The sequence below is a fragment of the Chryseobacterium sp. AG844 genome (assembly GCF_003182335.1).
GTDB lineage: Bacteria > Bacteroidota > Bacteroidia > Flavobacteriales > Weeksellaceae > Chryseobacterium > Chryseobacterium cupriresistens.
The window spans coordinates 125,063-148,121 of sequence record NZ_QGTV01000005.1 but is presented as its reverse complement, the minus strand read 5'-3'; the positions used below and the strand labels follow the sequence as shown (position 1 = coordinate 148,121).

General features: G+C 37.2%; 19 protein-coding genes. 11 read left to right on the top strand and 8 right to left on the bottom strand.

Going from position 1 to position 23,059, the window contains the following annotated elements; translation table 11 throughout:
* Positions 1–99: 99 nt before the first annotated feature.
* A complete protein-coding gene (locus tag DEU40_RS07540) occupies positions 100–594 on the top strand; it encodes a tetratricopeptide repeat protein (protein WP_110009263.1) in 495 nt (164 codons plus the stop codon).
* A 23-nt stretch (positions 595–617) separates the two neighbouring features.
* Complete coding sequence (locus tag DEU40_RS07535) at positions 618–1,487, top strand: alpha/beta hydrolase (RefSeq protein WP_110009262.1); 870 nt, start codon at positions 618–620, stop codon at positions 1,485–1,487.
* Positions 1,488–1,627: 140 nt separating this feature from the next.
* Here the strand turns inward: DEU40_RS07535 and DEU40_RS07530 are convergent, their stop codons facing one another.
* The 4 genes from DEU40_RS07530 to DEU40_RS07515 form a co-directional block, all read right to left on the bottom strand.
* A complete protein-coding gene (locus DEU40_RS07530) occupies positions 1,628–2,323 on the bottom strand; it encodes a DedA family protein (protein WP_110009261.1) in 696 nt (231 codons plus the stop codon).
* An 86-nt stretch (positions 2,324–2,409) separates the two neighbouring features.
* Positions 2,410–3,522 (bottom strand): peptide chain release factor 2, encoded by a 1,113-nt coding sequence (gene prfB, locus DEU40_RS07525; protein ID WP_062671212.1) that lies wholly within the window; start codon positions 3,520–3,522, stop codon positions 2,410–2,412.
* Between the two features lie 323 nt (positions 3,523–3,845).
* Complete coding sequence (locus DEU40_RS07520; protein ID WP_110009260.1) at positions 3,846–4,949, bottom strand: NAD(P)/FAD-dependent oxidoreductase; 1,104 nt, start codon at positions 4,947–4,949, stop codon at positions 3,846–3,848.
* A 70-nt stretch (positions 4,950–5,019) separates the two neighbouring features.
* Positions 5,020–6,372: an ATP-binding protein gene (locus DEU40_RS07515; protein ID WP_110009259.1), complete on the bottom strand. Its 1,353-nt coding sequence runs from the start codon at positions 6,370–6,372 to the stop codon at positions 5,020–5,022.
* A gap of 116 nt (positions 6,373–6,488) precedes the next feature.
* Here DEU40_RS07515 and DEU40_RS07510 point away from each other — a divergent pair, with 116 nt between their 5' ends.
* The 3 genes from DEU40_RS07510 (at position 6,489) to DEU40_RS07500 (ending at position 8,993) form a co-directional block, all read left to right on the top strand.
* Positions 6,489–7,391, top strand: a complete 903-nt coding sequence (locus DEU40_RS07510; RefSeq protein ID WP_110009258.1) for an ABC transporter ATP-binding protein — start codon at positions 6,489–6,491, stop codon at positions 7,389–7,391.
* A 2-nt stretch (positions 7,392–7,393) separates the two neighbouring features.
* On the top strand, positions 7,394–8,239 hold the full coding sequence (locus DEU40_RS07505) for an ABC transporter permease (RefSeq protein WP_110009257.1): 846 nt from the start codon (positions 7,394–7,396) through the stop codon (positions 8,237–8,239).
* A 124-nt stretch (positions 8,240–8,363) separates the two neighbouring features.
* Entirely contained in the window at positions 8,364–8,993 is a 630-nt protein-coding gene (locus tag DEU40_RS07500) for a hypothetical protein (RefSeq protein WP_110009256.1), read from the top strand.
* 42 nt (positions 8,994–9,035) lie between these two features.
* On the opposite strand, the gene msrB is transcribed toward DEU40_RS07500, so the two are convergent.
* The 4 genes from msrB to DEU40_RS07480 form a co-directional block, all read right to left on the bottom strand.
* Positions 9,036–10,133, bottom strand: coding sequence for a peptide-methionine (R)-S-oxide reductase MsrB (gene msrB, locus DEU40_RS07495; protein WP_110009326.1), 1,098 nt, complete (start codon positions 10,131–10,133; stop codon positions 9,036–9,038).
* Between the two features lie 17 nt (positions 10,134–10,150).
* A complete protein-coding gene (locus DEU40_RS07490; RefSeq protein ID WP_110009255.1) occupies positions 10,151–10,594 on the bottom strand; it encodes a DUF417 family protein in 444 nt (147 codons plus the stop codon).
* 80 nt (positions 10,595–10,674) lie between these two features.
* Positions 10,675–10,944, bottom strand: a complete 270-nt coding sequence (locus DEU40_RS07485) for a hypothetical protein (RefSeq protein WP_110009254.1) — start codon at positions 10,942–10,944, stop codon at positions 10,675–10,677.
* Positions 10,945–10,950: 6 nt separating this feature from the next.
* A complete protein-coding gene (locus DEU40_RS07480) occupies positions 10,951–11,505 on the bottom strand; it encodes a sigma-70 family RNA polymerase sigma factor (RefSeq protein ID WP_110009325.1) in 555 nt (184 codons plus the stop codon).
* 270 nt (positions 11,506–11,775) lie between these two features.
* Here DEU40_RS07480 and alaS point away from each other — a divergent pair, with 270 nt between their 5' ends.
* The 6 genes from alaS (at position 11,776) to DEU40_RS07450 (ending at position 22,792) form a co-directional block, all read left to right on the top strand.
* The gene (gene alaS, locus DEU40_RS07475) at positions 11,776–14,379 is read left to right on the top strand and encodes an alanine--tRNA ligase (RefSeq protein WP_110009253.1); all 2,604 of its coding nucleotides are present in this window, start codon (positions 11,776–11,778) and stop codon (positions 14,377–14,379) included.
* Positions 14,380–15,016: 637 nt separating this feature from the next.
* Positions 15,017–16,492 carry an alkaline phosphatase PhoX gene (locus tag DEU40_RS07470; RefSeq protein WP_110009252.1) on the top strand — a complete coding sequence of 492 codons (1,476 nt, stop codon included), beginning with the start codon at positions 15,017–15,019 and terminating at the stop codon, positions 16,490–16,492.
* Between the two features lie 70 nt (positions 16,493–16,562).
* Positions 16,563–18,377 (top strand): cytochrome-c peroxidase, encoded by a 1,815-nt coding sequence (locus tag DEU40_RS07465; RefSeq protein WP_110009251.1) that lies wholly within the window; start codon positions 16,563–16,565, stop codon positions 18,375–18,377.
* Between the two features lie 298 nt (positions 18,378–18,675).
* Complete coding sequence (locus DEU40_RS07460) at positions 18,676–21,003, top strand: hypothetical protein (RefSeq protein WP_228406462.1); 2,328 nt, start codon at positions 18,676–18,678, stop codon at positions 21,001–21,003.
* 74 nt (positions 21,004–21,077) lie between these two features.
* Positions 21,078–21,314, top strand: coding sequence for a hypothetical protein (locus DEU40_RS07455; protein WP_110009324.1), 237 nt, complete (start codon positions 21,078–21,080; stop codon positions 21,312–21,314).
* Positions 21,315–21,322: 8 nt separating this feature from the next.
* Positions 21,323–22,792, top strand: coding sequence for a M20/M25/M40 family metallo-hydrolase (locus tag DEU40_RS07450; RefSeq protein ID WP_110009249.1), 1,470 nt, complete (start codon positions 21,323–21,325; stop codon positions 22,790–22,792).
* Positions 22,793–23,059: the final 267 nt, after the last annotated feature.

Below are 23,059 nucleotides of genomic sequence, written 5' to 3'. Positions count from 1 at the left end.
GTTTTTGGATTCATAATATGACAATAATTTTCAAAATTATGAGAATCATTAAGCAGTCCTTCACTTTCAATATTTATATCTTTGTTTAAAACCTATTCAATGGATAAAAACTGGGAAGACCAATTACAAAGTTTATGGCTACAACTGGGAACGATAAGTAATGAAGCGTTTATTCAGCAAATTAAAAATCATGTAGAGTTACTTACAGACAACAATTCCCAGGCTATTGCCGATTTTGAAAGAGCCTGTGCTTTTGACTCCACCGGACATGAAAAGGAAGCAGAGCCTTTGTACAGATCGGCATTAGATCACGGATTAACCGGCTTACGAAGAAGAAGAGCAAGAATCCAGCTGGCAAGCACCTTAAGAAATATTGGAAAAACAGAAGAAAGCATTCATATTTTAAGGGAAGAAAAAGCCCATTATTCTGATGAATTGAACGATGCGGTAGATTCTTTTTTAGCGCTGTCTCTTTCTTCGGCCGGGAAATACGAGGAAGCATTATCATTAACTTTAAAGGCACTTTCCCACCATCTGCCAAGATACAACCGATCTGTTTACAACTATGCCAAGGGTCTGAATAAGGAATTGTAATAATATTTTTTTATTTTTACTTTATGAAAAAGCTCATTCTCCGGTATCATTTTTTCGCTATGGGATGTGTTGGCTTCGTGCTGCAGTCCTGTAATACGAAATTCAGGGTCTGGGTAGGCCCCGGAGGCCAGCAGAAGATTTACAATCTGAAATATGGTGAGCATAAAAGACAGAAAATGGATGTCTTTCTTCCCAAAGATTATGCTGAAAATTCCCCTGTAGTCCTTATCGTTCATGGCGGCGCCTGGACTTTGGGTAAAAAAGAGCATATGATCCAGGTTCAGAAGATGCTTTTTGAAAACAAGATTCCAAGCATCAATATGAATTACAGGCTGGTTTCTCCAAAAGAAAAAATCACTTATAAACAACAGCTTGAAGATATTGCCCTTGCCATTGAAAAATTCAATTCTCTGGCGGAAAAAGCAGAGCTTCAGCCCAATAATTACATTCTTCTGGGAGAAAGTGCCGGCGGACATCTCGCCTTACTTTACGGTTATCAGCATCCCGAGCAGATCAAAAAAATCATCTCTTTAAGCGGCCCAACAGATTTTTACAGCTCAGAATATCTTAAATCGTTTTATTCAAAATATACTTCTCCTACTTTTCAGAAAGTAGTAGGAACTAAGTTTGACCGGAAAAATATTTCTGAAGCCTTCAAAGAAGCCAGTCCTATTGCTAATATTACCAACGTTCCCACATTGTTGTTTCAGGGAAACAATGATGTACTGGTCAACCAGCATCAGGGAATCGCCATGGATTCAGCGCTTACCCAAATGAATATTCCGCATAAATTCATTTTCATGAAAGGAGCCGGGCATGCCCCCAGATTCTTCAGTAAAAGAAAAAGAGACAGCATTATCTATCCTAATATTTTGGAATGGATTAAAAAGTAAAGATGTCTAACAGAATTTTTTTGATTATTAAACGTTCTATGTTAACTTGTAAATAAATATGCTAAAAAATTAATTGATAAGCAATAAAAAAGCCATCTCATGATTGAGACGGCTCTATATTTTTTGATTGAATTCTTTATCTATTCAAAGTCCTGGTCTTCATATTTGGAAAGATCTTCTTTTTTCCCGAAAACAAATTTGATAATTACCGGAAGTGTTGTTACCAATACGATTACAATAATGATGTATTCCAGTTTCTCTTTCAGGTTGATGCCAAACTGCTCCATAAAAAGCTTGTCAAGATAATGTCCTGCAAAGATCAGAATAAAAGACCATAATACAGCTCCAATAATATTATCTCTTAAAAACTCTTTTTTATCCATCTTTACGATACCTGCTACAATAGGAGTAAAAGTTCTTACAACCGGTAAGAATCTTGCCATAATAACTGCTAATGCTCCGTGTTTTTCAAAGAAATCGTGTGCCTGGTAAAGGTATTTTTTCTTAAATAGCATTGAATCCGGTCTTTTATACAAAGCTGGTCCTGCTTTTCTTCCGAAGTAATATCCTACTTCATTTCCAATAATAGCAGCAAGAGCTACTCCTGAAGCCAATAAGGTGGTATCTAAAAAATCGCTCCCTGTAGAGCCAAAAGTCTCTTTGATGATTTCAACGGCATAAATTCCCGAAACGAAAAGTAGAGAATCCCCAGGTAGAAAAAATCCTACAAAAAGACCCGTTTCAGCAAAAACAATAAACAAAATCAGCCAAAACCCTCCCATTTTTATATAAAATTCCGGGTTTAATAAATCCTTCCAGCTATTGAAATCTTCCATAAATATCGATGAACAACAAAAGTAAGTCTAAAATGTCTGAAACAAAAATTAATTATAAGATTTTAACTAAAATTCAAACATGATTTTTATAAGTCGAGATCATCATCGGAAACTGCGGTTCCATCGGCCATTAAGAATGCTTTCAGGAAAGGAGTGATATTACCATTCATTACCGCATCCACATCTGACGTTTCATGACCTGAACGTACATCTTTTACCAGTTTGTAAGGATGCATGACGTAGTTTCTGATCTGGCTTCCCCACTCGATCTTCATCTTGTTGGCTTCAATCTCGTTTCTGGCTTTCATACGCTCTTCCAATTCCATTTCGTAGAGTCTTGAACGAAGGAGCTGCATTGCCTTTTCTTTATTCTGAAGCTGAGAACGGGATTCTGAGTTTTCAATAATAATTCCTGTAGGAGCGTGGCGAAGACGTACAGCCGTTTCCACCTTGTTTACGTTCTGTCCTCCTGCTCCGGAAGCTCTCATCGTTTCAAAGCTGATATCGGCAGGATTGATGTTGATTTCAATGGTATCATCCACCAAAGGATAAACATATACGGAAACAAAACTGGTATGGCGTTTCGCATTACTGTCAAAAGGAGAAATTCTTACCAAACGGTGTACTCCGTTTTCACCTCTTAAATATCCGAAAGCAAATTCACCTTCAATTTCAAGGGTAACAGTCTTCACTCCGGCCACATCCCCTTCCTGGAAGTTCAGTTCACGGATTTTATAGCCTTGTTTTTCTGCCCACATGGTATACATTCTCATCAGCATAGCTGCCCAGTCACAACTTTCTGTTCCTCCTGCTCCTGCTGTTATCTGCAGCACTGCAGAAAGCTCATCGCCTTCATTGGAAAGCATATTTTTGAATTCCAGGTCTTCAATTTTTTCCACCAATTGCGGGAATGTTTCATCCAGTTCTTTTTCAGAATCCGGATCTTCTTTAGCAAAATCAGCCAAAACCTGCAGATCTTCAAACTGTGTCTGGATCTCATCATAGCTTTCTACCCATTTTTTCTTGGAACGAAGCTGCTTTAAAAAAGCTTCAGCTGTTTTTGGATTGTCCCAAAATTCCGGTGCTGCAGTTTTTTCATCATCATTGGCAATTTCAATCTTCTTTTTCTCAATCTGAAGGTATCTGTGTAAGTCTTCAATCCTGGATTGAACTTCTTTTATCTGGTCGTTGTTAATCACGAATGTTTTTTTTTGCAAAAATAAGGAATTCTTTTAGAGTGGAGAGGTTTAGGATTCGAGTTTTCGAGGTGCGGGATTCGAGTTGTAGAGTTTGAGAGTTTTAGGGTTTGAGAATGCATCCGTTTTGGATTCGGGTAGTGGGGTTTGAGGATTTTAGAGTTAGAGCGTGTTTGAGGAAAAAGTTTCAAGATTCGATTTATAGAGTTTTGGAGTCGAGAATGTGCCCTTAGCTTCCAACCTCCAGCTTCTAGCTTCCAGCCAACTTCTAATTTCTTTTCAATAAAAACTTATTAATCACAAATTTTATACTACCAATCCATCTATTAAATCATTTCTGCTATTATCTCTCCTATTTTCGGAGCTAAAGCAACTCCCATTCCTGAAAGTCTTACCGCGCAAAACTGTCTTTCTGAAAGTTGTTTTACAATAGGTGACTTTTCTTCGCCCATAGCCATTATTCCTGACCAGCGAAGGGCAATTTTAAAATTATTACCGGGAAGAACAATTTCTTTTAAAAACTTTTCCAGATGATCCTGTAAAAATTCCGTTGTTTCAAAAACCGTTGTTTCTTCTGTTTTAAAATCCTTATTTCGCCCGCCACCTAGTAATATCCGGTTTCCTACATTTCTGAAATAATAGTAGCCTTCATCGTAATGGAATGTGCCCTTGAGCTTCAATCCTTCTATCGGTTCTGTCAGAAGAACCTGCCCACGGGCCGGAATGATATTTTCTTTTTCCAGAAATTTTGAAGTGAATGCATTGGTACAATAAATAAGCTGCTCGGCGATTACAGAAAGATCAGTTGAAAGCTGCACCTCAACTTTGTCTGTTTCTTCAATATTTTGAACTTCCGTTCCAAATAAAAACTCAATTTTCAGTTCGTGACATTTCTCCAGCAGTTTCTGTACTAACTTGCCGGAGTGAAGACCTCCTTCACAGGGATTTTCTATCAGGAATTCAGATTTTCCGAGTCCGAATTCCTGTATTTTATTTTGATTCAAAGCATAAGTCTGAGCCAATCCGGTTATTGTTTTCAGTTTTTCATTGACTACTTCAATATGAGATAAAGGGTCTTCATTATTTATAATTTCATAACCTCCATTCAGTTCAAAATCAATTTCATCATGTTTAAAATAATGCTGGATTTTCTGAAGTCCGTTAAATCTCATTGTAACAAGCTCCAGTGTTTTTTCCCAGCCCATTTTCTCAGAATCGGCAATGACTTCGGTAAGACTTCCAAAGCAGGCAAATCCGGCATTTCTTGTGGAAGCACCCAATGGAATGCTATTCCGCTCAATAATGAGAACAGATTTTTCAGGATACTTCTCCTTTATGGATATGGCTGTCCAAAGCCCGGAAAACCCCGCACCAATAATGATGATGTCTCTTTTTCTGTAGAAAGTATCCAGTTCCCAAATACTGTTCATAAATAATGAGTAATAGGTAATGAGTAATTTTTATAAAGCCTTAAACTTTAACCTTGAACTTTAAACGCGGTTATCCTTTATCTCCTTCTTGATTATGCTGGAATCCTATTGCTCTTTGCGGCTCTTCGACAACTCTGTAGGTTTCCAGTTCATTTTTCAGAGCCTGAATCCTAAACCTGAAGTCATCAAAATTATTGATAATGGCATCCGCAAGAAATCGTGCTACCTGATCAAGATATTCTTCAGTAAGTTTTGATCCTGCATCCCTTAATGCGCTGTCTAAAATTTTCTGATCAATTTTCAGCTTTTCGTTTCTGGTTCTCTGATAAAGGTTTTTGATTCTTTTCTTTAAACTTTGGGTAAAGTCTATCAGCATTGTGTTACTGAAGGCTTTCATCTTTGAAGAGATTTCATGCCAGAATGGAACCTTATCAGCCTTGTTGTTTTTAAGTATTTTATAGAGTAAAGAATCTTCTTCCAATCCTCTGGTCATGGCGTAAAGAATGATTTCCGAGCGCTCAGCAGCATTGGGTGGAAAAATAGGAATCAGCACATCAAATCTTCCGGGTGCAAGAATTTCCTCATCAATTTCAGCCACAGAATTAGCTGAACCTACCATTAAAACACCTTCTTTTTCAAACTTTCCGATGTAGTGAAGAATCAGTTCCTGAGCCTCAAGATTGCAGGAAGCAATGTCTGTTTCCGCCCTTCTCTGCATCATAATTTCATCAAAATCATCCATAAAAAGAAGCATTTTGTTTTCCTTCATCATACTCACCAGGAAATCACTGAAATTGATCTCATTTCCATCAATCAGCGAAGTTCCCAAATAATGTTTTTTGACTTCTTTAAACTGATACCCGATAATTTCAGCAATTTTGTTGGCCCAGAATATCTTACCGCTTCCGGGAGGTCCGTACAGAATAATCCCTGCAGGCTTGTTGATGCCCCAGTCTTTGATCTGCTGCGGATTCAGGAAGGGTTCCAGAACAGTAGATGTATAAAAAAACAGGTCTCTGTATCCGATAAAATCTCTTTGCTGAAGGCTGGTTTTGTGCCCAAAATAATCGTAGACAAACTGATAATTCCCTCCCAGTTTATTATCAATTCCATAGCTTGATATGGAGGATTTGTAAAAACCATTATCGAAAATATTGAGATTATTGTCTTTGATCACCTTTTCAACCTTGTCTTTTGGCTGCTTAATGACTTCGGCAATCTGCTCCAGGGTTTTATTCTTATCAAGATCTTTTTCATACAATCTTAAAAAATCTACATTTTCGCGGGCAAATTTTTCAAAATCTTTTTTTACCTCAAAATTGGTACTGATACAATCTACCAGTTCAAGATCAAAATCCTGGATAAACTGTTTTATGGCTTCTGCAGATACATTTAATTCTTCTGCCAGTTCAATTAGCTTCATAACTGTTGATTAATTCTATCAAATTTAATGTATTTGTCCATAAATTAATATTGATTTATGATAATTCTGTAACATTCTCTAATTTATATAGACTACTACTATGTAAAACAAATTACATGGAAAAGATTTTATCAGTAAAAAATTTGACGAAAAAATTCAAAAGAGTTGTGGTCAACAATATTTCTTTTGATGTCGAGAGAGGAAATGTTTATGGCCTTTTGGGACCGAACGGAAGCGGAAAATCCACTACTTTCGGGATGCTGCTTTCAACCATCAATCCCACCAGCGGAGACTGGTTCTGGTTTGGCAAGAAAGGAACTGATCCTGACACCTTAAAAAAGATCGGAGCAATTATCGAACAGCCTAACTTTTATCCTTATTTAAGCGCAGAAACCAACCTTAAGATTGTCGCTGAAATTAAGCAAACACCCTACTCAAGGATTGACGAAGTTCTGAAAACGGTTAATCTATATGAAAGAAGAAAAGATACTTTCAAAACTTTCTCTTTAGGAATGAAACAGCGTCTGGCCATAGCTTCAGCGATGCTCAACAATCCTGAAGTGATGATATTGGATGAACCCACCAACGGACTGGATCCTGAAGGAATCATTCAGATCAGAGAAATTATCAGTGATATTGCCAAGCAGGGAATCACCATTATCATTGCAAGCCATCTTCTGGATGAAATTGAAAAAATCTGCAGTCATGTCATTGTCTTGAAGGAAGGAAATTCCATTTACTGCGGAAGGGTGGATGAAATGACTTCCAACAACGGATATTTTGAGCTGAAAGCTGATAATAACACATTACTTTTAAATGCGTTGAACGAACTTCAGTGGTTCTCGTCCATCAATCAGGAAGGTGATCTTATCAAAGCTCAGATCCGTGATGACGCTTCTATTTCAGCTTCGGCAATGAATCAGAAACTAGCTGAAAAAGGAATCTATCTTTCTCATTTAACAAAGAAAAAATTATCTCTAGAATCTCAATTCCTTGAACTTGTAAAAAACACCAATTAATCATGATCAAATTATTAAAACTTGAATATTACAAAAACCTGAACTATAAACCGTTCAGAGTTTTCACGATACTTTATTTCGCCATTCTTATTGCTTTACTTTTCATTGGATTGGTTGACTTTGATGTTTTTGGAGGAACGATCAATTTAAAAGAACAGGGAATTTATAATTTCCCGGAAATCTGGAATTTCACCACATGGATTGTTGCTTTATTGAAAATTTTCCTGGGACTGATCATTGTTTTCTCTATTTCCCAGGAATTCAGCAACAGAATGTTCAAGCAAAACACGATTGATGGGCTAAGCAGAAAGGAATTCATCACTTCAAAATTGCTGACGATAAGCATTTTCACTATTGTTTCGACAGCCATTGTGTTGGGAATTACTTTGTTTCTGGGCTATCAATATTCGAATACAACGGACTCTACCAAGGCTTTTGCTGAAATGTTCTTTATTGGAAATTATTTTGTGAAGCTATTTACGTTCTTTTGCTTCTTAATGTTCCTTTCCATTTTACTGAGAAAATCTGTTTTTGTTTTTCTTGCCCTTTTCGTTTTCTGGATTGGCGAAGGAATTTTAACCGCTCTTGAAACGTATTCAAAAGTAAAGGGAATGCAGGGACCGCAAAGAAATGAGGTTCTTCAGAATGATTTTTTTATCTCGCACCTTTTACCGCTTGAAAGCATGTCCAGCCTTATTCCTAACCCAATGATGAGATTAAATATGGCTAAAATGATGGGCTTACAATATGAGTTCCACTACCCTACGGAAAGCCTTATCGCTTGTCTGGTGTGGTGTGCTATTTTTATATTCGGTTCGTACTGGATTCTGAGAAAAAGGGATTGGTAGACGGCTATATTTAGGATTTAAAGATTTAAAAAATTAAAATATTTAAAGATTATTTTTAAGTGGTTCGTTTTCGGATCACTTTTTTTGGCTTAAAATTTTCATTCGGTACTGTTAAAAACCAGCCATGAAAAAAATATACTACTTTCCAGGATTGATCAGTGCCTTGCTGATTCCTGTTTTATTCTGGTATTATGGAAACCAAAAGTTTGAAGATATTAATGTTTCTGTGATAGATATTGGACTTCCTGCCAAAGAAAGAGAGGGGATTAAAAATACTTTTGCAAGTTTTGAACCTGTAAGAAACTGGAATTACCAAAAAATAAAAATAGCCCCTGGTACTGCTAAAGAAAATTCAAAATCATATGTTTCTGAACTGAAAAAACTCCAGAAAAGAAATGAGAAAGAGTCTGGTATTGAGTTTATTTTAGATCAAAATAATAGTTATGGTGATTTTGTCTCAGTTTTGAATGATCTTGCAATTGCCAAACAGGAACAGTATGCCGTTGACCTTGAGAAAACAGGACATATTTTTGCGGTTTATAGCTATATTGATCCTAAGGTGCAATATCCTGAATATGAATGTTTACTTTGTAATGATGTTATCAGACCAGAATATAAACCTGATTTTTTTGAAAAAATACAATTGCGTCTCGCAGAACTTCCGAAAGATACCTATTACTTTATTTTCGGATTTCTCCTATTTCTGAACATCTCCATGTTCAGCATCAAAGAAAGATTTCAACTACATCATTAATTCAATATAAAAAGGCTGCCCAACGGCAGCCTTCCTTTCATATTACTTTTTATCTAACAACGGAAGATATTTTCCGTATCCTTTGCTTTCCATTTCAGCTTTCGGAATAAATTTCAGTGAAGCACTGTTGATACAGTAACGAAGTCCTCCTTTATCCTGCGGCCCGTCTGTGAAAACGTGTCCCAGGTGAGCATCCCCCGTTTTACTTCTTACTTCTACTCTATCCATACCATGGGAACGATCCAGTTTTTCATCAATCAAACCTTTGGTAATCGGTTTTGAGAAACTTGGCCATCCGCATCCGGATTCAAATTTATCGGTAGAGACAAACAAAGGTTCCCCTGTTGTAATATCTACATAAATTCCTTCACGGGTTTCATTCCAGTACTCATTCTGGAAAGGTCTTTCGGTACCGTTTTCCTGGGTAACATTATATTGTTCTGCAGTCAGTTTTTCTTTTAAAACTTTTTTATCCTGCTTTTGGTAAGCCGGTTTTGGAAGCGGGTTGGCTTTTTTGGCCATTTCAAAAAGTCCCGGTTCAATATGACAGTAACCGCCTGGATTTTTATCCAGATAATCCTGATGATAGTCTTCAGCTCTGTAGAAATTTTTCAATGGAATAGTTTCTACAACTACTGGTTTATGATAATTCTTTGCCAGCTTCTGAACTTCCGCTTTTACCACCGCTTCATCTGTTTTATCAGTGAAATAGATTCCTGTTCTGTACTGGTTTCCTCTGTCATTTCCCTGCTGATCTTTGCTTGTAGGATCAATGGTTTTAAAATACAGATCAATCAATAGTTTCAGATCTACCTGCTCAGGATCATATTTTACTTTTACGGTTTCTGCGAAACCTGTTGTATGGCTTACGACTTCTTCATAAGTAGGATTTTTGGTATTACCGTTGGCATAACCAACTTCTGTTCCTACCACGCCACGAATCTGTTGAAAAAAATGTTCTGTTCCCCAGAAACATCCACCTGCAAAATAAATCTCTTTAACGTTCTTGTTATCCATAATTTCCTCATTTTCTTTTTTTATTTCCACCACATTGGACTTTGCTTTTCTGAAAAGCCCTGATTCCGCAGCAAATACTGCTATACCCAGAATGATTCCGAGTGCAATTAATATATTCTTCATTTTTACTTTTTTATTCATTACTTATTATTTTGAATGATCATTACTCCAAATCCTAAAAACATAAGGTCTTTCAGAATAAAGAAATCCGTCACAGGCACTCCGTCCACTATTTTCCACATTCCCGGTGTTGTCAATAAATAACTTAATGTTACCAGAAAAGTTACGATCATTCCTACACCTGCATACTTTTTGAGTACAGCAAATTTCGCACTAAATATCAGGAGTAATGCAATGATAATTTCTATCGCTCCGATAAGATTTGACACTGCCTGAGCACTCATAATCTTATATACGAAAAAAGTTAAGAAATGGTTTTCTACCAAAGGTTTTATTGCAGCTGCTTCTGTGGGAGTGAATTTGAATATACCAATCCACAGTAAAATAAGTGCTGCTCCGAAAAGCGAAATATAATACCCGATTCGGGTTAATTGATTTTTAGATTCCTGTACTGTTCCGACCATATTTTTAAGATTTTAAATGAATACTTTATTGTTTTCAAAAGTATAGTCGGTGCTATTTTAAAATCCTGACAGAAATTATCCTAGAAATTTAATTTATCGATCATTTTATTTTTAAAGTCCTGAATTTCAGAATCATTAATTTCAGTTTCTTTTTCAGAAAAAGTCTTTTTAAAAGCTTTATCCAGAAGAGCCAGCTTTTCATTGTACATCCTGCACCATTTACAGATCATCAGGTGCATGCTGAGCATCCTGTTTTCTCTGGCAGATATGGATTGGGCATTCCTCTTTTCCATCAGTAAAGTAGCTTCACTGCACGGTAAAAATAATTTATGTAGTATTCTTCGTATCATGATTTCTTATGATTTTGAAAACCAGTTGAACTCCAGACATTCTCTGAGCTGCATGCGGCTTCTCTGCAAAATCTTCCATAGATTAGTCGTGGAAACATTCAATTCCTGACTTACTTCCGGTGCTTTTTTTTCTTCAATATAATACATTTTCAACAGAATCTTCCATTTGGAGGGCAATTCCTCAATACATTCCTCGAGTGTTTTATTAAAATCCTTGTTGTCTAAAAGCTCATCCCCTTCTCCTGATACATTCCAGTCATTTAAAACATCATTGTGTTTCCATGATCCTGTTTCATCAAAAAAATGATCGAGTCGGATATTGGGTTCAGATTTATATTTTTTACGGTAAAAATCGGCCACTTTCCTGTTCAGAATAGCCATCAGCCATGTAAGCGCATTGCTTTTCCCTTCAAAAGAATCAAAAGCTGAGTAAGCAGCAAAAAAAACTTCCTGAACAACATCCTGTGCATCTTCTTTATTTGAAAGTACGTACAGTGCCCGCTTCAAAAGCGGCCCTGAATATTGTTCTATCCAGCTTTTCAGTTCTTCATCTTTTGTCATTGGAAGGATTTTTTGTCTTTTTTCAGATCGCAACGAAGGTAGGAAGTTAAATGGAAAATTGCAAAATGAGATCGATTATTATTGATTACAGTCATTACAAACTTGCCATCTCAAACCTTACAGGTTTTGAAAACCCGTGAGGTTTAGGACACATCCATATCCAAAGCCGGGCACCATTCAAAACATAGCATAAAATTATTACAAATCGCTTAAAAATAGTAAATTTGCATCTTATCAAAATTTGATACTAAAAAAAGCAAAAGCAATACTATGACATCACAAGAGATACGTCAAAAATTTTTAGATTATTTTAAAAGTAAGGAGCATTTAATCGTTCCTTCAGCTCCTATTGTGCTGAAAGACGACCCTACCCTTATGTTTTCCAACTCCGGAATGACGCAGTTCAAGGATTTTTTCCTTGGCTACAAAACCCCTACCGCCCCTAGAATTGCCGATACACAGAAGTGTCTGAGAGTTTCAGGGAAGCACAATGACCTGGATGATGTAGGGAGAGATACTTACCACCACACTATGTTTGAAATGTTGGGAAACTGGTCTTTCGGGGATTACTTCAAAAAAGAGGCTATTGCTTTTGCCTGGGAATTACTGACTGAAGTATACGGAATTCCAAAAGAAAATTTATACGTTACCATTTTTGAAGGGGATGCTTCAGAAAATCTGGACAGAGACCAGGATGCTTATGACTTCTGGAAATCTCACATTTCAGAGGACAGAATCATCAACGGAAATAAAAAAGATAACTTCTGGGAAATGGGAGAAAGCGGACCGTGCGGGCCGTGTTCGGAAATCCATATTGACCTGAGAACTCCTGAAGAAAAAGCAGCAGTTCCGGGAATTTCCCTTGTGAATCAGGACCACCCGCAGGTTGTTGAAGTATGGAACCTGGTTTTCATGGAATTCAACAGAAAGGCAGATAAATCTTTAGAGAAGCTTCCTGCTCAACACGTAGATACGGGAATGGGCTTTGAGCGTCTTTGTATGGCGCTTCAAGGGAAGTCTTCCAACTATGATACGGATGTTTTCACTCCGCTTATTGCTAAAGTTGAGGAACTTTCAGGTAAAAAATATACCGGAATTTTACAAGACGAAAAGGATATTGCGATCCGTGTTGTGGTAGACCACATCAGAGCAGTTTCTTTTGCTATTGCAGACGGACAATTGCCTTCCAACGGAGGTGCGGGATATGTTATCAGAAGAATTTTAAGAAGAGGAATTTCTTATTCTTACCGATTCCTGGATATGAAAGAGCCTTTCCTTTACAAACTGGTGGCTGTACTGCAGGAGCAGATGGGAACCTTCTTCCCGGAAATCGAAAAACAGGGAAAACTTGTTGCTGAAGTGATCAAAAGTGAAGAAGATTCTTTCTTAAAAACTATTGAAAATGGCCTGATCAGAGTTGAAAAACTGATCCAGCAAACAATTGGCAATAACCAGAAAGTATTACCAAGTGAAGAAGTTTTTGAACTGTATGACACGTACGGTTTCCCTGATGACTTAACAAGAATTATTGCTGAGGAAAAAGGATTAACAATTGATGAAGCTGGTTTCAAAGCTGAAATGGAGAAACAGAAGCTTCGTTCAAAAGCTGATTCTGCCCAGAAAGTTTACGACTGGGTTACTTTGGAGGAAAGAGATGAAAACTTTGTAGGATATGATCAGCTTGAATCTGAAACCTATATTACAAGATACAGAAAGGTAGAAAACAAAGACGGAGAATTCTATCAGGTGGTATTAAGCAGCTCTCCTTTCTATCCTGAAGGAGGTGGACAGGTTGGAGACAAAGGTATTCTTGAAAACGCTGTTGAAAGTTTTGAAGTGTTGGAAACTAAAAAAGAAAACGGATTGATTATTTCATTGATCAACGGTCTTCCTAAAGATGCTGGTGCTGTTTTCTATGCTAAAGTAAACGCTTCCGAAAGAAAAAATTCTCAGGCCAACCACTCTGTGACTCACCTTCTGCACGAAGCTTTAAGAGAGGTGTTAGGAACTCACGTAGAACAGAAAGGTTCTTATGTAGGTCCTGATTATCTTCGTTTCGACTTCTCTCATTTCAACAAAATGACGGAAGAAGAATTAGCATTAATTGAAGAAAAAGTAAATAAAAAGATCAAAGAAAGTATTGCTTTACAGGAATTCAGAAATATTCCGATTCAGGAAGCTCTGGATAAGGGAGCAATGGCTTTGTTTGGTGAAAAATATGGTGACAGTGTGAGAATGATCCAGTTTGGAAGTTCAAAAGAACTTTGCGGAGGAACTCACGTAAAAAACACCAGCGAAATCGGTCATTTTAAAATCACTTCCGAAGGTTCTGCTGCTGCAGGAATCAGAAGGATTGAGGCTATTTCGGGAGATAAATCCGAAGAGTATTTCAACAATCTTGAAAAACAGATCACTGAGCTTTCCCAGCTATTAAAGTCTAAAGATGTGGTAAGATCGATCGAAAAACTGATCGAAGAAAACACTTCATTGAAGGCTGAAGTAGATGCTCTTAAAAAGGAAAAAGCAAAAGGAGAAATCGGAGAATGGAAGAATGCTTATGAGCAGAAAGGCAACAAGCAGCTTCTTGTGAAGAAAACTTCTCTGGATGCAGGTTCTGTAAAAGACATCGTTTTCCAGTTAAAGAGAGAAATTCCTACTTCAGTAACGATTATTCTTTCTGATGCAGACGGAAAACCAATGATTACCGTTGGAGTTTCTGATGATCTGGCAGCAGATTACCAGGCTGGAGCTATCGTAAAAGACCTTGCTAAAGAAATCCAAGGCGGCGGTGGTGGAAACCCAGGTTTCGCTACTGCTGGTGGTAAAAACCTTGAAGGGTTAGAAGACGCTTACCAAAAAGCATTGAATATCTAAAATAGAAACCTCTACTATAAATTTTAACTCCGGCTGTCTCAATTTTGAGACAGCCGGAGTTGTTTTACCCTAGCTCTCCTATTATATTCTTAACGCAAAGTTTTTCGTATAGCACTTCGTATAGAAGGGAGCAGAGAAGAAAATCAACTTCATTGATTCTGACGAAGCGTGTGTAGTATTCTTACTTCTTGCAGATGAAACAGATTGCGCAGATTTTCCACAAACATCTGCATAATCTGTGGAAATCAGCGGGAAATAAAAATAATTTGAAAAATTACACAAGCCGGATATAGGTTTTATTTAACGCTAAGGATCACAAAGAAACGCTCATGCTATCATCAATATTTTCGTTCGCAAAGGCATTTTATTTAGCAAAAAACGCTATTATTTCATAGCTGAGTGTAACGCCTTTGCGAACGAAAAAGCGGAAAATAAAAATTTTGCGTACACTGCGTTATAATATATTATTCTTATTACGAACATATTCATCAAAGGCTTTCTATTTATATCCGTTCTAATTATTGATCTTATCTTAACAAACCATTACTTAATCTTAAACTATTTGTTTTATCTTTTTAAAACTCAGTTAATACAAGACCTTTAGTTTTGCCATAATCGAAATTCAAAAAATGTAATTATGAAAATAAACAAAACTATTGGAGCTCTGGTCTTTGCTTCTCTTGTATTTCAAGGCTGCAATGATGACAACGGTAACTCGGACACTCCTGTCAATGATAAAATCAAACTTGAAAATTTTTCTAAAGAACCCGCTTTCGTTTATGGAATGCAGGGTTTTGAAAATTTAAATATAACCACCCTTATTTCCAGTTCCGATATGCTTCCAGGTTCACCGGATTTCGTTTTCGGAGGACAGCCGGACGGAATGGGACTTATGAAAGATCCAAACTCTGACGGTTACCTGATGATCACAAATCACGAGATCAAACAATCGGTATCAAGAGTCTATTTAGACAAAACTTTTAAGCCTGTAAAAGGAGAATATATCTTAAACGGAACCGGAGGAATGACAAGGTTATGCTCCGCTACATTGGCAACTCCGGAAATTCATGGTTTCAGTGCATTCCTTACCGCAGGAGAATCAGGTGAAGAAAGTATGGTACATGCTTTAAACCCTTTGGCACCAGTGTCTCAGGCAACTGATAAAACAAGGGTAAAACCGGCATTAGGAAAGGCTTCTATGGAAAATGCAGTTCCGCTTCCTAAAGATGTTTCTAACGGAAAAACCTATATCATCATTGGTGAAGACCAGTCTTATTCTTCTTCACACCAATCTGCAGGACAGCTGATCATGTATGTAGCAGATACACAGGGAGATCTTGATAACGGTAAGTTGTATTCTTTAAAAAGAACCAACAGCAACTATACTGAAACGGATATGACGAAAGGAAGCAGCTACGACGTAGAGTTCGTAGAAATTCCGAACGCTAAAAACCTTACCGGAGCTCAGATCAACCAGAAAAATATTGACAATAATGCGATCCGCTTTTCAAGAGTAGAAGATGTAGATTACAGAAAAGGAGCTGGAAAAGGAAGAGAAATCTACTTTACTGCTACCGGAGAATCTTCTGACGGTGTTAATCCAAAAGCCGGATTAACCATGTGGGGAAGAGTTTACAAGCTTGTTCTGAACGCCAATAATATGCTGACAGGAAAACTGGAAGTGGTGGCTGAAGGAGACTCTAATCCGGGAAATAATCTGATCAATCCTGATAACTTATGTGTGACTGAAAATTTCGTATACATCCAGGAAGACGGAGATTCTTATTACAAAAATGCAAAACACGATTCTTATATCTGGCAGCTGAATATTGCCACCAAACAATACAAACCATGGCTGAACATGAGGCACAACAGAGGTGACTCTGCATGGCAGACTGCTTACAACCAATCCGGAGACCTTCAGAAATTCGGTTCATGGGAATTCGGGGCAATGGTTGATATTTCAGACATCATCGGAATTCCGAATACATTCTCTGTGAATATTCACTCTCATACCTGGCAGCTGGATAAATTCAAAAATCCTGACGGTTCCGGAATCAACGCCAACAAAGAAGGCGGACAGATTGTTATCATCAGAAACGTAGAAAAATAGTTTTAATTCCTTCATATCAAATTCAATTAAAGTATCAATAGAAAACCTCTGTTGATACTTTTTCATCCTTATGAGTAAACTTTCAAAATACCCGATACTCCTTTTCTTATACTGTGCAGCAGCACTTTTTACGCTTTACCATTGCAAAAATGATAAGCAGCAGCCCGTATACGAAGATCTTGGTTCTGTAAAAAACAGGATCATCAAAACCAATGCTGATTTTGAAAAACAGATCAATGAACTGAAGGCTCTTGTTGCTAAAGATGCTGATGAAAAACTTCTTCAGGAGAAATTCCAGGATATCCGAAAAACCTACAATAAAATGGAATGGGCTGTAGAATACTTCCTTCCCCACTCTGCAAGGTTTATCAATGGCCCGGCCCTTCCCGAAATAGAAATGGATGAACATACTGAAATAGAACCTGAAGGCTTACAGGTGCTGGAAGAGATGTTCTACCCTTACGAAAAAGCGAATAAAGAAGAAGTAATCCGAATGCTCAATAAGCTCATCAATAAAAGCAATACCATAGAAACCAACTTTCAGGTTATTACTATCAGTAAAGATCAGGTCTTTGATGCCTTAAGACAGGAGGCTTTCAGAATTTCCAGTCTGGGAATTTCAGGTTTTGACACTCCGGTTTCGGGAACATTTTTACAGGAAATGCCATCTTCTCTGCAAGGAATTAAAGAAACTTTGGAACAGATCTCCACTGACCACTCTAAAAACAAAGCTTTAAAAAATATTGTTACAGCAATCAATTCAACCATTGAAATACTGAAAAAAAACACAGACAAAAATACGTTTGACTACGTGAATTTCATTCCGGATCATTTGAACAGGATCACAGCTCTGATGCTTGATTTTAAAAAGCAGGAGAACATTCCTGATGTTGAGGTAACCACTGCTTTAAACAAAAATACAGCTACATTCTTTAGTAAAAATGCTTTTAATCCTAATGCTTTCACTCCCGGAAAAGAATACGCCTACTCTGAAGAAAAGGCAGCTCTTGGACATCAGCTTTTTAATGATAAAATATTATCCAACAGCAATAACCGAAGCTGTGCAACATGCCATATTCCAGAGAAAGCATTTACAGACGGTCTAGCCAGAGCAATGTCCCTTGAAAATTCGGAACTGGCAAGAAATACCCCTTCGCTCAATTATGCAGGCTATCAGCATGGCCAGTTTTGGGATATGAGAAAGGATGACCTGGAAGGGCAAAGCTCTGATGTAATCTCCAATAAAGAAGAAATGCACGGTGATCTGAATGTTATTCTTTCCAAAATCAATCAGGATAAAAACTATCAGGCCGCATTTAAAAAGATCTATCATTCACAAAAAACAGAGGTCTGGCAGCTTCAGAATGTACTGGCGAGCTATATTCGTTCGCTCGCAAAATTCAATTCAGATTTTGATGAATATATGAGAGGAAATAAATCAGCGATGACAGACAATCAAAAGCGTGGTTTCAATCTTTTTGTGGGAAAAGCCCAGTGTGCCATCTGTCATTTCCTTCCCTTATTCAATGGAACGGTTCCTCCGAATTTCAAAAAAACAGAACAGGAAGTCCTGGGAGCAGCAATTAACGGAGAAAATAAAACATTTGACACGGATCCGGGACGGGGAAAATTCCATGAAACAGTTTTTTCCCTGCAGCATTCCTTTAAAACGCCAACACTTAGAAATATTAACAAAACAGCTCCTTATATGCACAACGGCGGGTATAAAACCCTGAAAGAAGTGATGAATTTCTATAACAAAGGCGGTGGAAAAGCTTTCGGATTTAAAGTAGATAATCAGACACTTTCTGATGCACCATTACAGCTTACCGACAAAGAAGTTGATGATATTATTGAATTTATGAAAGCGCTGGATGATCAATAAACGATTCTAAAACACAAATAAACAATAAAAACTCCTGAATATGAACTGTCCGGGAGTTTTTTTATTTAGAAATTCTGGTAAAACAAAGAAAGACTATGTGGCTCATTTCTTTGTTTGATTTTACCTTTGGAACTTCCATGAAAACATTAGATTAAATCAATGTTATACTCTGTTAAAAACTTTTTTACAACAATAAATATCATTATTTTTGACGTAGTTTTTTTACATGAAAAGGGGTTTACTGTTATTATTTTTCCTGATCTGCTTTTTGGGGTATTCACAATCAAAAATTAAGGTTGTGGATGACGCCAGCCAAAAACCTGTCCGTAATGCAAAAATATCCTGTGACAATTCCGTTATCGGATATACGAATGAACAGGGTATTCTGGAGTTTAAAACAGGATGTAAAAATATTGATATTGATGCAGATTCTTATCAGAGAGAAAGTATCACAGTTGAGAGCAGCATGGAAGTTTCCCTGCTTAAAAAAACATCACAGACAACCAACATTGAAGCGGTTGTTATTGAAGACAAAAGTGATCCCAGGGCTCTGGAAATTCTTAAAAAAGTCAATAAATTATTCAAAGAAAACTCACCCAAAAGTTTAGGATCCTATTCTTACAAATCCTACGAAAAAATCTCTCTGGATATTGATGAGGACAGTCTTTCGCAGTTTAATCAGTATTTTAATGATTTAAATATTTTCAAGAAAAAAAGGGAAAAAGACTCGCTGAATAATATCAACGCAAGAAAAATATTTTCAAAAAGTAAACTCTTCCTTTGGGAAAGGGCTCAGGAGTTTTTGTACTCCAAAAAGTATGGTGAAAAGATCAATATTCTGGACAACAGAATCTCCGGTCTGAAGCAGCCTATTTACGAAATGATCGCGCTACAGCAAAGTAACAGGGATGTTGTTCCCGAACAGATAAAACCCGAAAACAGAGGACTGTACAGATTCTTTCTTTCAGATACGGTTACCCTTGACGGAAGGAAAAACTTTGTGATCCGCTTCCGTGAGGTAAATTACAAAAAGCCGGACAGAAAACGAAAGTATAACGGTGCTATTTATGTAGATACTGAAACGTACGGAATCAAAAAAATCGAGAATTTCAGTAAAAATAAAAACGAAGGAATTATTACCAGTACCTGGGTATTCTACAATAACAAATGGTTCCTTGCCCATGAAAAAGCCAAGCTTAAAATGGGTAAAATGGCCATGGATGACAAAGTGCATGCCGATGATAAGAAAGACAAAAAAAGCTTTGGGACCTATGCTTTTCTTACCTCAAAATATTTTGATTTCGAATCTCCTATTGAAGAAGATCCAAAGGATTTTAAAGGCTATACTTTCTCGGTAAAAAATATTGACGGTCAATCTCTGGACCGCTACAGGACAGATCCCCTTACCGAAAGGGAACAAAATACCTATAAAACCATCGACAGTTTAGGTAAAAAATATAAAATCGACAGCAAAGCACAGATTTTATCAGGTTTACTGAACGGGCAGATCAGAGTCGGTTCTGTAGACTTTGCTGTGGATGAAATTGTCAATTATAACTCCTATGAAGGTTTCAGATTAGGTTTAAAAGCCAAGCTGAATGAAAATTTCAACCCTTATTTTTCACCCGACTACTATTTTGCATATGGTGTGAAAGACCGAAAATGGAAGTACGGAATGGGGCTTGATATGAAAACCACACTGGAAAAGAATTCCTTTTTCAGATTTGAAGTGTATGATGATGTGACAGCATCCGGAGAATTCAACCGAAAAATGTGGAATTTCAAGATGAGAATGATGAACTTCGGGAATAATCTGAACAATGACCGGTATTTCCACTTTAAAGGAATGTCATTATCTTACCTGAACGATGTCACCAACGGACTTACCGTTGCTCTTGCCGTAAGAAGAAACACAGAAGAAGCTGAATTCGATTATCAGTTCAGAGACCGGGGAACATCTTACAGAAACTTCAATACCCTTTTCACCCTGAAATATTCTCCGAATTCTACCAATATTATGACCCCTCAGGGAAAATCTCTGATTGATCAGAAATATCCTGAACTGTATTTTAATTATGAGCAGAGTTACAAAATACTGCAGGGGGATTTTAATTATTCCCGTTTTGATGGTTTGTTTGTTCATAATTTCAAAACACCGATCGGGACTACCGGTTTCAGATTGTACGGAGGTCTTGTGCTGGGCGGAGCGCCTATCTGGAAAAACTTTACGATGAACGGACTTGCCTCTCCTGGTAAAGATTTCAATTTTAACCTTACATCTTACCTTGGGTTTGCCACACTGGAAGGCGGAAAATACTATAATGACAGGTTCATAGCGTATTACTTTACACATAAACTTCCATGGTATCTGAAAAGTTTCGGACACAATGTTTCCAGCTTTGATTTTGTCTTACGAGGAACTATAGGAGATATGAAACATCCGGAATACCACCAGTTTAAATTCAGAAAACTGGATCACCTGTATCAGGAAGTCGGTGTGGAATGGAACAATTTCCTATCCAGCTATTTTAATCTTGGGGTATTCTACAGAGTGGGTTATTATGCAACGCCTCATTTCAAGGAAAACTTCGCCATTCAGTTTAAGCTGAAATTTCTCGAGTTTTAATCGTCCGGAAAATACTAAATCTTTATTTTTGGATGAGAATTCAGAAATATCAACGATACTATATAAAAAAGAACATGCAGAAAATCGAAATCAAAGCAGAACAGTTTTTTGAATTATTAAAATTAAAAGATACTCCAATGTGGGAAATTTTCTCACAGATGATCGATGGAAATGAAAAGGAAATTATCTTTTTAGACCATGAAGACAAGATCCTTTTTAATTATATTCTACCTTCTACACAGGAAAAACTGGAAGAAGACAGAAAGGAGTTTTCAAAACAGTTTTCAGAGAAATTGGCTAACTTCAATTAAGAGTTCTTATGAATAAAAATTATGTTTTTTCTCTCCTTGGGCTCTTTATATTTGCCTTTGGAAATGCTCAGAATTATAAAAAACCTTTGGTTTCTGCCATCAAAGAATCTGATCTCCGCACCGATATGTATGAGCTTGCTGCAGACCAGTTCTGGGGCCGTGAAGCCGGAACTCTGGATGAATTGAAAGTCTCTATGTGGCTGGCTGATAAAGCCAAAGAAACCGGAATGAAACCTGCCGGAGATAATGGAACATTTTTCCAGTTCTTTGATATGTACAGACATCAGGTGATCCCGCAAAGCAGCCTGAAAATCGGAGATAACAGTTTAAAATTATGGAAGGATTTTCTGGTTGCAGAACCTGTAAATGCTTCTGTAGACGCTGAAGTTGTATATGCCGGAAACGCAGAACCTGAAGAGCTTGTGAAATTGAATATCAAAGGGAAAGTTCTTGCAGTAAACGCATCCGACAAAAATATTTCTAAGGATATGACTCTTTTTGTAAGAAGATATCCCGGATTTGTAAGAAATAAATATTACAATAAAGCTTCTGAACTGGGAGCCAAAGCCATTATCTTCATCACCGATGATATCTCCGAGCAAAGCTGGGTAGAAGTACTGCCTCAAATGACAAGAGGAAGCTATGGCGTAGAAGGATTAAGAGAAAAAATCACCAATAATATTCCTGTTGTGTGGATCAAAAGAGAAAATGCCGGCTGGGTAAAAAACAATCCTAAAGCCTCTCTGAACCTGATCACTGAAACTTACAAATACCCTTCAGTAAATATTATCGGAAAAATAGAAGGTACAGATCCTGTTCTTAAGAATGAATATGTTTTACTAAGCGGACACCAGGATCATGACGGAATCAGACATCCTGTAAAAAACGACACCATCTATAACGGTTCTGATGATAATGCAAGCACCTGTGTTGCCATGTTAGCAATGGCCAGAGCTTACAAAAAACAGCCGGGAAAAAGAAGTATCCTGTTTGTTTTCCATGGCGCTGAAGAAAGAGGATTGCTGGGTTCAAGATGGCATGCAGCTCATCCTGTTGTTCCGAAAGAGAAAATTGTTGCCGTACTGAATGGTGACATGATCGGGAGAAATGACAATAATGAAGCTGCTTTATTAGGAGGAAATGCTCCTCACAAAAATTCTGAAGAACTGGTAAAAATGGCCGAAGATGCCAACAATGAAAGTACAAAGTTCAAATACCTTAAAGATTGGGATTCTCCAAGCCATGCTGAGTATTTCTATTTCAGAAGTGACCATCTTCCATATGCTAAAATTGGTATTCCTGCTGTATTCTTTACCAGTGTTCTGCATGATCAGTACCATACTCCGCAGGATGAATCAGAAAATATCAATTATAAAAAGCTGTATAAAATGACGGAATGGATGTACAGAACATCCTGGAAAGTTGCTAATGAAGCTGAACGTCCGAAAGTAATTTCGAATTTTTCGCTTGAAAGATAATTTATAAAAAGAATTATATTTTTTTTGTCTTGAAACAAAAGAATCAAAAATTCAAGACTTAGAAACTTCAGCTAAAAATGAAATCTGTTCTCTAAAAACTCTAAACTCGTGCGGAAACGATCTATGTTTAGAATCATATTTGGTCCCGCACTCAAACACCAGAGTTTTTTTAACGTTCACAGAATTCATTTTCTTAACGCTTCAGTTTCTTATGTCATTTGATATTGCCAGAAACATAAAAGCTTCACAAAAATTGTGAAGCTTTTT